Below are 14,620 nucleotides of genomic sequence, written 5' to 3'. Positions count from 1 at the left end.
CGCGGCCGGGTTGGCCGCCTTGAACAGCAGCAGGCCCAGCGGCAGCCAGGCCAGCGGCGACACGGGCCGCAGCAGGCTCACGATGGGCGAGAACATGGCGTTGACCGCGGCGTACCGGCCGATGGCGAACCCGACCGGTATGCCGATCACCGCCGCCAGCCCGAAGCCGATCGCCACGCGCTCCAGCGACGCCAGCAGGTTCCAGCCGATGCCCTTGTCGTTGGGGCCGTTGTCATAGAACGGATCCGAGAACAGTTCGACTGCCGCATGCCAGGTGACGCCCGGCGTCGGAATCTCCGGGATCCGCATGGCCACCACCTGCCACACCAGCACGAAGAGCGCGAAGCCGGCCACCGGGCCCGCCAAGGCCTTCAGCATCGATTCAAGCCATTCGCGCCCGGCGGCGAGTATCGCGTCGGTGCGGCCCACATTCGTTACGGTAGACATTGCATGCCCCTTTTTCGTATCGGCACTCAAACCTTGACCTTGAACCCGTCGGCATAGGCCGCAGGATTGCTGCCGTCCCACACCACGCCGTCAATCAACGTGGAGCTGCGAGTTTCGCTGGCGGGCAAGGCCACGCCGGCGGCCGACGCGGCCTGTTTGTAGAGGTCGATGCGGTTGACCTGCTTGGCCATCGCCAGATAGTCCGGATGCGCTTTCAACAGGCCCCAGCGCTTGTGCTGCGTCAGGAACCACATGCCGTCGCTCAGATACGGAAAGTTGGCTGCACCGTCAGCGTGAAAGCGCATCGCGTGCTCGTCGGTCCACGACTTGCCCAGGCCATTCTCATAACGTCCCTGCATGCGGTCGACGATGCCGCTGGCGTCCGTGTTGACATAGGATTTGGCGGCAATGGTTTCAGCCGTCTTCTGGCGATTGGCGGGTGACGCGTCGATCCACTTTCCGGCCTCCAGGATCGCCGCGGTGACGGCGCGCGCCGTGTTCGGGTTGCGCGACACGAATTCGGCGCTGGTGCCCAGCACCTTTTCAGGATGGTCCTGCCAGATGCCCTGCGTGGTCACGGCGGTGAAGCCGATCTTGTCCATGATGGCGCGCGCGCCCCACGGTTCGCCCACGCAGAAGCCGTCCATATTGCCCACGCGCATGTTCGCCACCATCTGCGGCGGCGGCACCGTGATGACCTTGGCGTCCTTCATCGGATTGATGCCGTAGGCCGCCAGCCAGTAGTACAGCCACATGGCGTGCGTGCCGGTCGGGAAGGTCTGCGCAAAGGTGTATTCGCGCTTGTCGGTCGCCATCAGCTTGGCCAGCGATTCGCCATCGCGCGCGCCCGCCTGCAATAGTTTGTTCGACAGCGTGATCGCCTGGCCGTTCTGATTCAGGTTCATCAACACGGCCATGTCTTTCTTCGGTCCGCCGACACCCAGGTGCACGCCGTAGATCAGCCCGTACAGCACATGCGCCATGTCCAGCTCGCCATTCATGAGCTTGTCGCGCACGGCCGCCCACGAGGCTTCCTTGGACGGGGTGATCGTCACGCCATACTTTTTGTCGATGCCCAGCACCGAGGCCATCACCACCGAGGCGCAATCCGTCAGCGGAATAAAGCCGATCTTCACCTCGGTCTTCTCGGGCGCATCGGTGCCTGCCGCCCAGGCGCCCGCGCGCACCAGCGGATCCACCAGCGACAACAGGCTTGCGCCTGCCACCGCGCGCACCGTTCCGCTCAACCACTTGCGGCGGCCGGCGTCGGCGGTCAGGTCCGCGCCGCCGGCGGGGCGGGTCGAGGGGCTACGTGTCACTGGCGTCATGCATGGCTCCTGGCAAAAAAAAACGTCCCGCGCGCCATGGAATCCAGTCCATTGGCGCTGCGGAACGTCGTTGTCCCTTGCCGCGAATCGCGGCGCGTTGCGTGGGGCGACCGCCGTTGGCCCCCCGATGATTCTTAAGCAAGCCCCGTGCCAGGAGGGCTTTTTGTTGCCCCGGCACCGCCGCAGCCCGCGCCAATAGGGGCTTTCCGGTCAAGTGGCCTGGCGCTGGACGACGCCGACGCGCCTTGCCGCGAACCAAAATGGTGCAAGCCCCGATGCGGCGGCGCACCATGCCTGTGCGGTGCACGCCCTGCGACTGTGCCTTGCCGGCGCCGCCCGCGCGCCGGCCGGATGGCACGGAACTTGCATGATGGGAAGCATCCGGGGGGTCTCATGCTGAAGGTGATGCTGCTGAACGATGGCGAAGGACGCGCGGCGTGGGGGCGGCAGACGCTTGCCGCAGCGGGGGGGCGCGTCGTCGCGGAAATGGCGCCTGGCATGGACCTGGCCGCCGCCATCGCCCAGGCGGCGCCCGATGTCGTGCTGATCGACAGCGACGCCCCCGGGCGCGACACGCTGGAAAACGTCTGCGTGGCCAGCGAACACAGCGACCGCCCGGTCGTGATGTTCACAGACAATGGCAACCGGGATACCATCCGCAGCGCCTTGCGGGCCGGCGTCGCGGCCTATGTGGTGGGCGATGTGCCGGCGGCCCGCATCGAACCGCTATTGACGGTGGCGATCGAACGCTTCGCCATGGAGAAATCGCGGCGCGAAGAACTGCGCGAAGCGCAATTGCGCCTGGCGGACCGGCAATGGGTGGAAAAGGCCAAGGGGATTCTGATGAAGGCGCGCGCCATTCCCGAAGACGAAGCGCACCGCCTGTTGCGCGAACGCGCCATGCAAAGCCAGAAGCGTCTGGGCGAAGTCGCCCGCGAGGTCGTCGAAATGAGCCAATGGCTGGGTAAAGCCTAGGCACATGACTTTTAGCTATATGGATTCAAGAAATCAAAAGTTGTGGGGACGAAACCCGCTCCCTATGATCAGTTGATATTTCACCGGGTACGCCCGGAGCGGGCATTTGATGAAGCTTTTCCCGATTTTCGCCGACTTGAAAGGCCGGCTGGTGCTGGTAGTGGGCGGTGGCGCGGTCGCCGAGCGCAAGACGCTGGCCCTGCTGGAAGCCGCGGCCGACGTCGTCGTGGGCGCACCGGCACTGACACCGGCCCTGGCCGCGCTGGCCGCCCAGGGCCGCATCCGCCATCTGGAAGGCCGATTCGATCCCGCCTGGCTGGATGAGGTCTGGCTTGTGGTCGCCGCCACCGACGACCGCGCGGCCAACGCCGCGGCATCCGACGCCGCTGGCGCTCGCCGTATCTTCACGAATGTCGTGGACGACCCGGAATTGTCATCGTTCCAGGTGCCGTCCATCGTGGACCGGTCGCCCGTCATCGTCGCCATTTCGTCTTCCGGCGTGGCGCCAGTGCTGGCCCGCCGCATCCGCGAACGCATCGAATCCCTGTTCGACCACACCTTGGGCCAGCTGGCCGGGCTGGCCGCTACCTACCGCAAGCGCATACGGGCCAGTCATCCTGACCTGGGCGCACGCCGCCGTTTCTACGACTGGCTGCTGGATGGTCCCGTGGCGGGCTTCCTGCGCCAGCAACAGCCCGCGCAGGCTGAAGCGGCGTTGGCCGACGCGCTGGCCCCCCCCCCCCCCCCGCCGAGGGCAGCGTGGTGCTGGTGGGAGCAGGCCCCGGCGACCCCGGCCTGCTGACGTTGAAGGCGCTGCGCGCCTTGAACGAAGCCGACGTGATTCTCTATGACCGGCTGGTCAGCGACGACGTCATGTCGCTGGCGCGCCGCGACGCCGACCGCGTGCCGGTGGGCAAGCTGCCCGGCGAAAACCACCACGCCACCCAGGTGCGCATCCACGCGCTGCTCGTCGAGCACGCGCGGGCGGGCCGCCGCGTGGTTCGCCTGAAAGGGGGCGATGCGTTCATTTTCGGACGAGGTGGCGAAGAACTGGAATATCTGCGCGCGCATGGCGTGCGCTATGAAGTGGTGCCTGGCATTACGGCCGCGCTGGCCTGTGCGGCCTACGCCGGCATCCCGCTGACGCATCGCGAACACGCGCAGTCGGTGCGGCTGATCACGGCGCATTGCCGCGAGGATGAAGACAACCTGGACTGGCCCGCGCTGGCGCGCGAGCGGCAGACGCTGGCGTTCTACATGGGCGTGGGCCAACTTGACCTGCTGACCCGGCGCCTGCTGCATCACGGCCGGTCTGCCCAAACGCCCTTCGCGCTGATCGAGAACGGCAGCCGGCCCGAACAGCGCGTGGTGTCGGGCACGCTGGAAGAACTGCCGCGCCTGGCCGCCACGCACGGCATTCAATCGCCCGCCCTGCTGATCGTGGGCGAAGTGGCCGGGCTGGCGCCGAAATTGCAGTGGTTCGGCCAACACATCGACGGCCGCGCGCAGCAACTGGCGGCCTGAAGGGTTACGCGGGTTACGCGCGCTTGACGGCTTGGTGCCTGCCCCGCCCTGCGCGCAACCCATCGCCCCGATAGGCGTTATTCCGTTTTCTGGGTGGTGCCGAAGATCCGGTCGCCCGCGTCGCCCAGGCCCGGCATGATGTAGCCGTGCTCGTTCAGGCCGTCATCGATGGATGCCGTGTAGATATGTACATCCGGGTGCTTGGCCAGCACGGCATCAATGCCGACGGGCGCGGCCACCAGCACCAGCGCGCGGATTTCCTTGCAACCGGCGCGCTTGAGCAGGTCGATGGCGGCAACCATCGAACCGCCCGTGGCCAGCATCGGGTCGACGATCAGCGCCAGGCGCTGGTCCAGTTCGCCCACCAGACGCTCCAGATACGTATGCGCTTCCAGCGTCTCTTCGTTGCGGGCCACGCCCACCACGCTGACCTTGGCGCCCGGAATCAGGCTGAGCACGCCGTCCAGCATGCCGATGCCGGCACGGAGGATAGGCACCACGGTGACTTTCTTGCCGGCGATCTTCTCGACCTGGACCTCGCCACACCAGCCTTGCACGGTGGCCGGCGCCAGCGGCAGGTCCTTGGAGGCCTCATAAGTCAGCAGCGCACCCACTTCCTGCGACAACTCTCGGAAGCTCTTGGTGCTGAGGTCGGCGCGACGCATGATCCCGAGCTTATGGCGGATCAACGGATGGCGGATTTCGTGCACAGGCATGTGCGTAACACTCCAGAATATTGAAAAGACGGGTTTTTCGCCTCAGGCGTGACCGGAATGGCGCAACGCACTAGCGTTGCGCGCGTGGGGGGCACACCCGAGGATCGTAATCGGTTTAGAAGGAAACTGGCCTATTGTTCTGCCAGCCAGGCGATAAGGGCGTCGTCGAAAGCGCGGACGGCACCCGCTTGCTCGTGGTTGACGATGCTGACCACCACATAGCGCTTGCCACTGGCGCCCAACACGTAACCGGCGATCGAACGCACGTCGCGCAACGATCCGGTCTTCAGGTGGGCCATGCCCAGCGTGCCGTCGCCCTTCAGGCGGCGGCGCACGGTGCCGTCCACCCCGGCAATCGCGAAGGATGAAATGTACTCCGGCATGACCGGCGAATTCCAGGCCACCGTCAGCATCGACGCCAGACTGTCGGCCGACACCCGGGCATCGCGCGACAAGCCGGCGCCGTTGTCGATGACCAGCTCGGGCATATCCAACCCCTGCTTGGCCAGCAGCCCCTTGGCCACGGCTTCGCTGCTGGTCACGGTGGCGGGCCGGCGGCCCTTTTCCGCGCCCAGCGTCAATAGCAACGTGCGCGCCATGACGTTGTTGCTGCGCTTGTTGATCTGGCGAATCACCTCGGCCAAGGTCGGGGATTCATGCGACGCCAGCACCACCGCGTCCGCCGGCACCATGCCGGACCGGACCTGCCCCTTGAACGTGCCGCCCAGCTCTTTCCAGAGCATGCGGAAAATTTCAGTGGCGAAGTCGGGCTGCGACAGGGCCAGGCGGTACAGGCTGAATTCGCCACAAGACCCCGCCACCTTGCCGCCCACGCGGATCGTCACCCCCTGCTGGGTGATCAGCGGTTCGGTCGTCACCACCGGGGGGCCCGGGCAACGGATGTCGCTCCATTCCACATTGCCTTCGATCTTCAGGCCGGGCAGCGGCGGATCGATCAAAGGCACCCATTTATGGGCGGCAGCGTCCGGCGTGAACAACAGGCGTTGCGCGCCGAACCCCACCATCAAGGCATCTGGGCTGGCGTTGTAAGCCCTGTCGGGCGCGCCGTCGAACGCGCCGGGGTCGGTGGCGACCTGGCCGAAGATGCTGCGGTCGATGACCAGGTCATTGATCTGCTTGACCCCGCGCAAACGCAATTCGCGCAGCAGGGCCCACAAGTCCTGCATCAAGAATTGGGGGTCGCCGCCCGCCCGCAGGTAGAGCGGGCCGGCCAGCACGCCCTTGGCGTCCGGCCTGGCGCCCGGCGCCGTCATGAATTCGGTGCGCCAAACGTAGTTCGGCCCCAATTCGGACAACGCGGCCCAGGTCGTGACCAGCTTCATCACCGATGCCGGGTTGCGGGCTTCCTTGGCGTTCAATGCCACCATGCGCTGCCCGCCCAGCTCCTGCACCACCAGCGACAGCGAACTATCGGGCAGCTTGCTGGCCTTCCAGGCGTTCACCACATTGGGCGGCAGACCCTGGACCTGCGCGCAAGCGGCGCTGGCCAACAGGGTCAGCAATCCGCCGGCCAGCCATTGCCTCGGCCCGCCCACCCGCTTTCTCGCTTGTCCCGTCATGCTGCGTCCACCCGGTTGCTAGTCCTGCAAAACCGAGAGCATACAAAACCTGGGACGGTTACGGGCGGGAGCGACCCGCCCGCCGGGCACTTTACTGCAGTCGCCACTTGCCGGACGCCACCGTTGCCATCACCAGCGCCCGCTCGTCCAGCCCGTTGTGGTCGGTGGGGCTCATGCTGACCACGCCGGTCGCCGTCGGCAGGTTCTTGACGTTTTCGAGCGCATCGCGCAACGCCGCCCGGAACTCGGGCGTGCCGGGCTTGGCCGCTTTCAGGGCGACGGGGATCGCCTGCTGCAGCAGCAGCCCCACGTCCCAGGTATAGGCGGCGAACAAGGACACGCTGCCCGCGCCGTTGGCGGCCTCGTACTGCTTCGCGAAAGCTTGCGCCGTGGCTTTGACGGGATGGGTGTCTGGCAGCAGGTCGGCCACCATCACCGGCCCTACCGGCACCCACGCGCCCTCGCACGCCGCGCCGCACACCCGCAGGAAGTCGTTGTTCGCCACCCCGTGGTTGAAATAGATCTTGCCCTTGAAGCCCCGTTCACGCAGGGCGCGGGCCGGCATGGCGGCCGGCGTCCCGGACGCCCCGACCACGACGGCGTCGGGCGCCGCGCCGATCAGCTTCAGGGTCTGGGCGACGGCGGACGTATCGGTCGGCGCGAAGCTCTCCTTCCCGACGACCTCGATGCCGTGCTTCTTGGCGGCTTTCTCGATTTCCACCCAGAACGTCTCGCCCAGGGCGTTGTTGAAGCCGACGAAGCCCAGTTTTTTCACGCCATTGGCGGCGGCATGGCGGGCAATGCCGTCGGCCATCAGTGAATCCGAATGCGGCGTCTTGAACACCCAGCGCCGCTTGTCGTCCACCGGTTCGATCAGACGGGCCGACGAAGCCAGCGTGATGACCGGCGTGGCGCCGGTCGCCACGGTGTCCAGCATGGCCATCGTATTCGGCGTGGTGGTGGACCCGACGATCAGGTCGACCTTGTTCTCGGAAATCAGCTTGTGGGAATTACTGACGGCCCGGGTGGTATCCGACGCGTCGTCCAGCACGATGTACTCGACCTTCATGCCGCCGATCTCGGTGGGCAGCAGGCTGATGGTGTTGCGCTCCGGGATGCCCAGCGACGCTTGCGGGCCGGTCGTGGACAGGGTGGCGCCGATCTTCACTTGCGCCAGCGCGGGCGCGGCGCCCGTAGCCAGCAGGGCCGCCACGGCGGCGGCCATCAGGGTGCGACAAGGGGTCATGCGGTTGTCTCCTTCGGTACGCGGATATCGTTTTTTGCATTGCGCCGATCCGCTACGGCGTAGAACGCAGTTATACGGCGGGAAGCGGCGTTTCGCCACGGTTCCGCCCCTATTAGCGGTCCCCTTTACAATATTGGGTTGCCCCGAGCCAGCCCGGCCGGCGCGGCCCGCGGTTTTCGCCGGGCTGCCCCCTCTGACAGACAGATACCCGCGTGACCCAGTCCCTGACCGTTTCCGATTTCAATTACGAGCTGCCGCCCGAACTCATCGCACAGACGCCCGCCGCCGAACGCACGGGCAGCCGTCTGCTGCACCTGGACGGCGCCAGCCAACTGCATGACCGCCAGTTCGCCGATCTGGCCGGCATGCTTCGCGCGGGCGACCTGCTCGTCTTCAATGACACCCGTGTCATCAAGGCGCGCCTGCCCGGCCACAAGATTACCGGCGGCAAGATCGAAGTCCTGGTCGAACGCATCACCGAGACCGACCGCGTGCTGGCCCATGTGCGCGCCAGCAAGTCGCCCGGCCCCGGCATGGTGCTGCGCCTGGCCGACGCCTTCGACGCCACGGTGCTGGGCCGCGAGGGCGAACTATTCGACATCCGCTTCCCCGGCCCGGTGCTGGAGCTGCTGGACGCCCACGGCGCCACGCCGCTTCCGCCCTACATCACCCACGCGGCCGACGCCGGCGACGATGACCGCTACCAGACGGTCTACGCCCGTGAACCCGGCGCGGTGGCGGCGCCTACCGCCGGCCTGCACTTCGACCAGCCCACGCTGGACCGCCTGGCCGGCCAGGGCGTGGAGCGCGCCTTCGTCACGCTGCACGTTGGCGCGGGCACGTTCCAGCCGGTGCGCGTGGACAACCTGGCCGACCACATCATGCACGCTGAATGGTTCACCGTGCCGCAGGCCACGGTGGACGCCATCGCCGCCGCCCGCGCCCGTGGCGCCCGCGTGATCGCCGTGGGCACCACCAGCGTGCGCGCCCTGGAATCCGCCGCTGCCCAGACCGAAGGCCGCACGGCCCCGGGGCTGCCGCTGGCCGCCGCCCAGGGCGACACCCGCCTGTTCATCACCCCTGGTTACCAGTACCGCGTCGTGGACGCCCTGGTCACCAACTTCCACCTTCCCCAGTCGACCCTGCTGATGCTGGTCTCGGCGCTGGCCGGCGTCGAGCCGATCCGCCGCGCCTACGCCCATGCGGTGGCCCAGCGCTACCGCTTCTTCAGCTATGGCGACGCCATGTTCATCGAATCCCCTGCCCCATGACCGGACTGAACTTCGAACTGCTCGCCACTGACGGCGGCGCCCGCCGCGGCCGCATCACGCTGAACCACGGCGTGGTCGAGACCCCCATCTTCATGCCCGTCGGCACCTATGGCAGCGTCAAGGCCATGATGCCGCACGAGCTGAAAGAGATCGGCTCGCAAATCGTGCTGGGCAACACGTTCCACCTGTGGCTGCGCCCGGGCACGGACATCATGGAAAAGCACGGCGGTCTGCACGGTTTCATGCAGTGGGACAAGCCGATCCTGACCGATTCCGGCGGTTTCCAGGTGTTCAGCCTGCAAGGCATGCGCAAGATCACCGAAGAAGGCGTGAAGTTCGCTTCCCCTATCGACGGTGCGCGCCTGTTCCTGACGCCCGAAGAGTCCATGCGCATCCAGCGGTCGCTGAATTCCGACATCGTCATGGTGTTCGACGAATGCACGCCTTACGAGATCGAAGGCCGCCCCGCCACGGTAGAGGAAGCCGCCCGCTCGATGCGCATGTCGTTGCGCTGGGCGCGCCGCTCGCGCGAGGAATTCGACCGGTTGGGCAATCCCAATGCCCTGTTCGGCATCGTCCAGGGCGGCATGTACGAATCGCTGCGCGATGAATCGCTGGCCGGCCTGCAGGACATCGGCTTCCATGGCTACGCCATCGGGGGCCTGTCGGTGGGCGAGCCCAAAGAAGACATGATGCGCATCCTGGCGCACGTGACGCCCAAGCTGCCGGCCCAGGCGCCGCGCTACCTGATGGGCGTGGGCACGCCGGAAGACCTGGTGGAAGGCGTGAGCCGCGGCGTGGACATGTTCGACTGCGTCATGCCCACCCGCAATGCCCGCAACGGCTGGCTATTCACCCGCTTTGGCGACGTCAAGATCCGCAACGCCAAGTATCGCGACGACACCCGCCCGCTGGACCCCAGCTGCTCGTGCCACACCTGCGGGAATTTTTCGCGCGCTTATCTGCATCATTTGCAGCGGGCGAACGAGATCACCGGCGCGCGTCTGAACACGCTGCACAATTTGCATTTCTATCTGACTATCATGAAGGAAATGCGCGAAGCGATCGCCGAAGGGCGCTTTGACGCATGGCGCGCGCAGTTCGCCGCCGACCGGGCGCGCGGCATCGAGTAAACCGGCCTTTTTCCCCGGGGGGCTTTTCTATTGGGAGTTCGCCCCCATAGATTGGGATCCCCCCCAGTGAAAGGCCGGCAATAAGATAGATACAATAGTCGGCTTGCCCTATCCATGGCTCGCGCGGGGATGGGCGCATAACAACACAGCTAAGAGGTTTGACGCTGACCCACTGTTACACAGAAAACCCGGGCATTGTCAGCCGTAGCAACATACAACCCAAACAGACTTAAACGCAGGAGAATTCAATGTCCGTTATCGATACCGCCAGCCTCGTCGTGGCCCAAGCCGCCGCCCCTGAAGGCAATGCGCTGATGGGCATGCTGCCCATCATCCTGATGTTCGTGATCCTCTACTTCCTGATGATCCGTCCCCAGATGAAGCGCCAAAAAGAGCACCGTAACCTGATCGCCGCCCTGGCCAAGGGCGACGAAGTGGTTACCGCCGGCGGCATGCTTGGCAAGGTCACCAAGGTCAACGACAGCTACGTGACCGTTGAAGTCTCCGAGCTGGCCGACAAGCCGGTTGAAGTGATCATGCAGAAATCGTCGGTGTCGACGGTTCTGCCCAAGGGAACCATCAAGGCCCTGTAAGCGTCCCATAGAGCCCCGTCGGGCTCTTTTGTCCGATGGCGCCTGCCGCCGCCCGCTGCGCTTGCCGCTCGGGCGGCCCTTTCATCACTCTTACATGAAGTAGCCGGCAATGAACCGCTATCCCCTCTGGAAGTACATTACGGTCCTGATCGCGGTCATCATTGGCCTGCTGTACACGCTTCCCAATTTCTACGGCGAATCGCCTGCCGTCCAGGTTTCCAGCGCCAAGGCCACCATCAAGGTGGATCCGGCCATGCTGAGCCGGGTCGAGCAGATCCTGACGGACGCCAAGATCCCCAACGAAGGGGTCTTCTTCGAAACGAATGGCACGCTCGGCACCGTGCGCGCCCGCTTCACGTCGACCGACCTGCAATTGCAGGCACGCGACCTGATCGACAAATCCCTCAATACCGTCGCCGGCGATCCCCACTACACCGTGGCGCTGAACCTGCTGCCCGCATCGCCCGCCTGGATGCGCGCGATGGGCTGGTTCGCCCCCAAGCCCATGTACCTGGGCCTGGATTTGCGCGGCGGCGTGCACTTCCTGCTGCAAGTCGACATGCAGGGCGCCTTGACCGCCCGCTACGACTCGCTGGCCGCCGACGTGCGCTCGGTGCTGCGCGACCAGAAGGTCAACGTGGCCGGCGTCGAACGGTCCGGCATGGGCATTGCCGCCACCTTCGCCAACACGGACGACCGCGACCGCGCCATCTCCACGCTGCGCACCCGCCTGCCCGACCTGGAATTCACCGAGCGCGAAGAAAACGGCAAGCAACTGCTGCTGGGCGCCCTGAATCCGGCCGCCGTCCAGCGCGTGCAGGATTCCGCCCTGAAGCAGAACATCAACACCCTGCATAACCGGATCAACGAGCTGGGCGTGGCCGAACCGGTCATCCAGCAGCAAGGTTCGGACCGCATCGTGGTGCAGTTGCCCGGCGTGCAAGACGTGGCCAAGGCCAAGGAACTGCTCGGCCGCACCGCCACGCTGGAAATCCGCATGGTCGACGACACCCCCACCGCGCAAGCCGCGTTGCTGGGCGGCACCGTTCCCTTCGGACTGGAACGCTACAACGACCGCGACGGCCGCCCGATTTTGGTCCGCCGCCAGGTCGTCCTGACGGGTGAAAACCTGCAAGATGCCCAGCCCGGCCGCGATTCGCAGACCCAGCAGGCCGCCGTCCACCTGACGCTGGACTCCAAGGGCGCCCGTATCTTCCGCGACGTCACTCGCGACAACATCGGCAAGCGCATGGCCATCCTGCTGTTCGAAAACGGCAAGGGCGAAGTGGTCACGGCGCCGGTCATCCGCAGCGAAATCGCGGGCGGCCAGGTGCAGATCTCGGGCAGCATGAGCTCGGAAGAAGCCGCCGACACCGCGCTGCTGCTGCGCGCCGGCGCGCTGGCCGCGCCGATGTCCATCATCGAAGAACGCACCATTGGCCCGAGCCTGGGCGCCGACAACATCTCGAAGGGCTTCCATTCGACGCTGTACGGTTTCCTGGCCATCGCCGTCTTCATCATCCTGTACTACCACCTGTTCGGCGTGTTCTCCACGGTCGGCCTGACCCTGAACGTGCTGCTGCTGCTGGCGCTGTTGTCCATGCTGCAAGCCACGCTCACCCTGCCTGGCATCGCCGCTATCGCGCTGACACTCGGCATGGCCATTGACTCGAACGTGCTGATCAACGAACGGATACGGGAAGAGCTGCGATCAGGCGCCACGCCGCAACAGGCGATCCACCAGGGGTTCGAACGCGCCTGGGGCACGATTCTCGACTCGAACCTCACGACGCTCATCGTTGGCCTGGCGCTGCTGGCCTTCGGTTCGGGCCCGATCCGGGGCTTCGCGGTGGTGCACTGCCTGGGCATCCTGACCTCGATGTTCTCGTCGGTGGTCGGCGTGCGCGCCCTGGCAAATCTGTACTACGGCCGCAAGAAGAAGCTCACCACGATCTCCATCGGCGAAATCTGGAAACCGAAGGCAAACTGAACATAAGGCGGGCGGCGCGAGCCGTCCGCCACAGCAAAGAACCGAAGGCGAAAAATGGAATTTTTCCGGATTCACCGCACTATCCCGTTCATGCGCCACGCGTTGGTGCTGAACATCATCAGTCTCGTCACGTTCATCCTGGCGGTCTTCTTCATCGCCACCCGCGGCTTCCACCTGTCGATCGAGTTCACCGGCGGCACGGTCATGGAAGTCAACTACGCCCAGACGGCGCAGCTTGAAAACGTGCGCGGCGTGGTGTCCAAACTGGGCTACACCGACTTCCAGGTGCAGAACTTCGGCACCTCGCACGACGTGATGATCCGGTTGCCGCTGCAAGAAGGGCAAACGTCCGCGACCCAGAGCGAAACCGTCATGGCCGCGCTCAAGGCAGCCGACTCGGGCGTCGAATTGCGCCGCGTGGAATTCGTCGGGCCGCAGGTAGGCCAGGAACTCCTGCACAACGGCCTGATGGCCCTGTTGGTCGTGGTCATCGGCATCATGGTCTACCTGGGCTTCCGCTTCGAATGGAAGTTCGCCGTCGCCGGCGTGATCGCCAACCTGCACGACGTGGTGATCATCCTGGGCTTCTTCGCCTTCTTCCAGTGGGAATTCTCGCTGTCGGTGCTGGCGGGCGTGCTGGCCGTGCTGGGCTACTCGGTGAACGAATCCGTGGTCATCATGGACCGGATCCGCGAGAACTTCCGCAAGTACCGCAAGGCGGACGTTCAGGAAGTCATCAACAGCGCCATCACCCAGACCATCTCGCGAACCATCATCACCCACGGTTCGACGCAGATGATGGTGCTGGCCATGCTGTTCTTCGGTGGCCCCACCCTGCACTACTTCGCCATGGCCCTGACCATCGGCATCTGGTTCGGCATCTATTCGTCGGTGTTCGTTGCCGCCGCGCTGGCCATGTGGCTGGGCGTGAAGCGCGAAGACCTGATCAAGCCGGTCAAGAAAGACGGCGAAGAAGGCGAAGTCGCCTGATCCGCCTGCCGCTACAAACAAAACCCGTCGCTTGCGACGGGTTTTTTGTTTTCTGTCCGGCCACTGTACCGCCCCACACTGCCACGGTGTACGGGTACGAATCCTGCAGGATTCGCTACCATAGGCGCACCATGAAACTATCCATCGATCATCTCGTCATCGCCGCGGCGGACCTTGCCAGCGGCACGGAATTTGTCGCCGACCTCTTGGGCGTCGCGCCCCAAGGCGGCGGCGCGCACCCGCGCATGGGCACGCACAACCGCGTGCTGGGCCTGGCGGACGGCATCTACCTGGAAGTGATCGCCATCGATCCCGATGCGCCGCCCCCCGAGCGTCCGCGCTGGTTTGGCCTGGACCACGGCGATGTCCGCGCGCGGCTCGAACAAGGCCCCTTTCTGGCGCACTGGGCAGCGCGCGTCGACGCGCCCATGGACCTGACCCGCATGCAAGCCGAACATCCCGAGCGCATCGCGCCCGTGATTCCCATGACGCGGGGCGACCTGCGCTGGCGCTTGACCGTGCCGGACGATGGCAGCCTGCCCGTCTGGCGCGAAGCCGGCCATGCCGCCGGAGACGGCCTGCTGCCCACGCTGATCCAGTGGGATGTGGACGCCTACCCCGGCGTCAGCCTGCCGCGACAGCCGCTGAAGCTGGTGCGCCTGACGGGTAGCCATCCCGAGGCCGGCCTGCTGCGCCAGGGGCTGACCTGGATGGGCGCCGATAGCCTGATCGACCTGGAACAGTCCGCCGGGGCGCCGCGTCTGCGGGCGCTGATCGAGACGCCCCAAGGCCTGAAGACCCTGGCGTGAATTCCCCACAACAACAAC

12 protein-coding genes and 1 pseudogene are annotated in these 14,620 nt (G+C 65.7%); 8 read left to right on the top strand and 5 right to left on the bottom strand.

From position 1 onward, the window contains the following. Both ACE039_RS23035 and ACE039_RS23030 read right to left on the bottom strand, forming a co-directional pair. Positions 1–447 (bottom strand): ABC transporter permease (locus ACE039_RS23035; RefSeq protein ID WP_485823429.1); only part of this gene is annotated, 447 nt, incomplete at its 3' end. Between the two features lie 26 nt (positions 448–473). Continuing rightward, positions 474–1,775 carry a CmpA/NrtA family ABC transporter substrate-binding protein gene (locus ACE039_RS23030; RefSeq protein WP_485823428.1) on the bottom strand — a complete coding sequence of 434 codons (1,302 nt, stop codon included), beginning with the start codon at positions 1,773–1,775 and terminating at the stop codon, positions 474–476. A gap of 393 nt (positions 1,776–2,168) precedes the next feature. Here ACE039_RS23030 and ACE039_RS23025 point away from each other — a divergent pair, with 393 nt between their 5' ends. Together ACE039_RS23025 and cysG are read left to right on the top strand one after the other, a co-directional pair. Then, the gene (locus ACE039_RS23025) at positions 2,169–2,750 is read left to right on the top strand and encodes an ANTAR domain-containing response regulator (protein ID WP_485823427.1); all 582 of its coding nucleotides are present in this window, start codon (positions 2,169–2,171) and stop codon (positions 2,748–2,750) included. Positions 2,751–2,859: 109 nt separating this feature from the next. Beyond that, a pseudogene (gene cysG / locus ACE039_RS23020) lies at positions 2,860–4,274 on the top strand (siroheme synthase CysG). 77 nt (positions 4,275–4,351) lie between these two features. On the opposite strand, the gene upp reads toward cysG, so the two are convergent. The 3 genes from upp to ACE039_RS23005 form a co-directional block, all read right to left on the bottom strand. Continuing rightward, a complete protein-coding gene (gene upp, locus ACE039_RS23015) occupies positions 4,352–4,990 on the bottom strand; it encodes a uracil phosphoribosyltransferase (protein ID WP_105558408.1) in 639 nt (212 codons plus the stop codon). 131 nt (positions 4,991–5,121) lie between these two features. Then, the gene (gene dacB, locus ACE039_RS23010) at positions 5,122–6,570 is read right to left on the bottom strand and encodes a D-alanyl-D-alanine carboxypeptidase/D-alanyl-D-alanine endopeptidase (RefSeq protein ID WP_448709223.1); all 1,449 of its coding nucleotides are present in this window, start codon (positions 6,568–6,570) and stop codon (positions 5,122–5,124) included. Between the two features lie 91 nt (positions 6,571–6,661). Further along, positions 6,662–7,816 (bottom strand): ABC transporter substrate-binding protein, encoded by a 1,155-nt coding sequence (locus tag ACE039_RS23005; RefSeq protein WP_485823426.1) that lies wholly within the window; start codon positions 7,814–7,816, stop codon positions 6,662–6,664. A gap of 212 nt (positions 7,817–8,028) precedes the next feature. Between ACE039_RS23005 and queA the strand changes: the two genes are divergently transcribed. From queA to ACE039_RS22975, 6 genes are all read left to right on the top strand, one after another. Next, complete coding sequence (gene queA / locus ACE039_RS23000; RefSeq protein WP_485823425.1) at positions 8,029–9,087, top strand: tRNA preQ1(34) S-adenosylmethionine ribosyltransferase-isomerase QueA; 1,059 nt, start codon at positions 8,029–8,031, stop codon at positions 9,085–9,087. Next, a complete protein-coding gene (gene tgt / locus ACE039_RS22995; protein WP_416031980.1) occupies positions 9,084–10,220 on the top strand; it encodes a tRNA guanosine(34) transglycosylase Tgt in 1,137 nt (378 codons plus the stop codon). Before queA ends, tgt begins: the two co-directional genes overlap by 4 nt. A gap of 248 nt (positions 10,221–10,468) precedes the next feature. Continuing rightward, positions 10,469–10,813, top strand: a complete 345-nt coding sequence (yajC, locus tag ACE039_RS22990) for a preprotein translocase subunit YajC (protein WP_054451553.1) — start codon at positions 10,469–10,471, stop codon at positions 10,811–10,813. Positions 10,814–10,922: 109 nt separating this feature from the next. Then, a complete protein-coding gene (secD, locus tag ACE039_RS22985) occupies positions 10,923–12,803 on the top strand; it encodes a protein translocase subunit SecD (RefSeq protein ID WP_485811814.1) in 1,881 nt (626 codons plus the stop codon). A 54-nt stretch (positions 12,804–12,857) separates the two neighbouring features. Beyond that, complete coding sequence (secF, locus tag ACE039_RS22980; protein ID WP_105558402.1) at positions 12,858–13,793, top strand: protein translocase subunit SecF; 936 nt, start codon at positions 12,858–12,860, stop codon at positions 13,791–13,793. Between the two features lie 131 nt (positions 13,794–13,924). Further along, positions 13,925–14,602, top strand: a complete 678-nt coding sequence (locus ACE039_RS22975; protein ID WP_485823424.1) for a VOC family protein — start codon at positions 13,925–13,927, stop codon at positions 14,600–14,602. Positions 14,603–14,620: the final 18 nt, after the last annotated feature.

It is taken from the genome of Achromobacter maghribensis (assembly GCF_057334215.1).
This window is presented reverse-complemented; position numbering and strand designations above follow the sequence as displayed.

Bases quoted from the DNA above. Each gene is read 5' to 3' on its own strand.
- secD (WP_485811814.1), top strand. From the start codon at position 10,923: ATGAACCGCTATCCCCTCTGGAAGTACATTACGGTCCTGATCGCGGTC.
- yajC (WP_054451553.1), top strand. From the start codon at position 10,469: ATGTCCGTTATCGATACCGCCAGCCTCGTCGTGGCCCAAGCCGCCGCC.
- tgt (WP_416031980.1), top strand. From the start codon at position 9,084: ATGACCGGACTGAACTTCGAACTGCTCGCCACTGACGGCGGCGCCCGC.
- ACE039_RS22975 (WP_485823424.1), top strand. From the start codon at position 13,925: ATGAAACTATCCATCGATCATCTCGTCATCGCCGCGGCGGACCTTGCC.
- dacB (WP_448709223.1), bottom strand. From the start codon at position 6,570: ATGACGGGACAAGCGAGAAAGCGGGTGGGCGGGCCGAGGCAATGGCTG.
- upp (WP_105558408.1), bottom strand. From the start codon at position 4,990: ATGCCTGTGCACGAAATCCGCCATCCGTTGATCCGCCATAAGCTCGGG.
- ACE039_RS23025 (WP_485823427.1), top strand. From the start codon at position 2,169: ATGCTGAAGGTGATGCTGCTGAACGATGGCGAAGGACGCGCGGCGTGG.
- ACE039_RS23030 (WP_485823428.1), bottom strand. From the start codon at position 1,775: ATGACGCCAGTGACACGTAGCCCCTCGACCCGCCCCGCCGGCGGCGCG.
- secF (WP_105558402.1), top strand. From the start codon at position 12,858: ATGGAATTTTTCCGGATTCACCGCACTATCCCGTTCATGCGCCACGCG.
- ACE039_RS23005 (WP_485823426.1), bottom strand. From the start codon at position 7,816: ATGACCCCTTGTCGCACCCTGATGGCCGCCGCCGTGGCGGCCCTGCTG.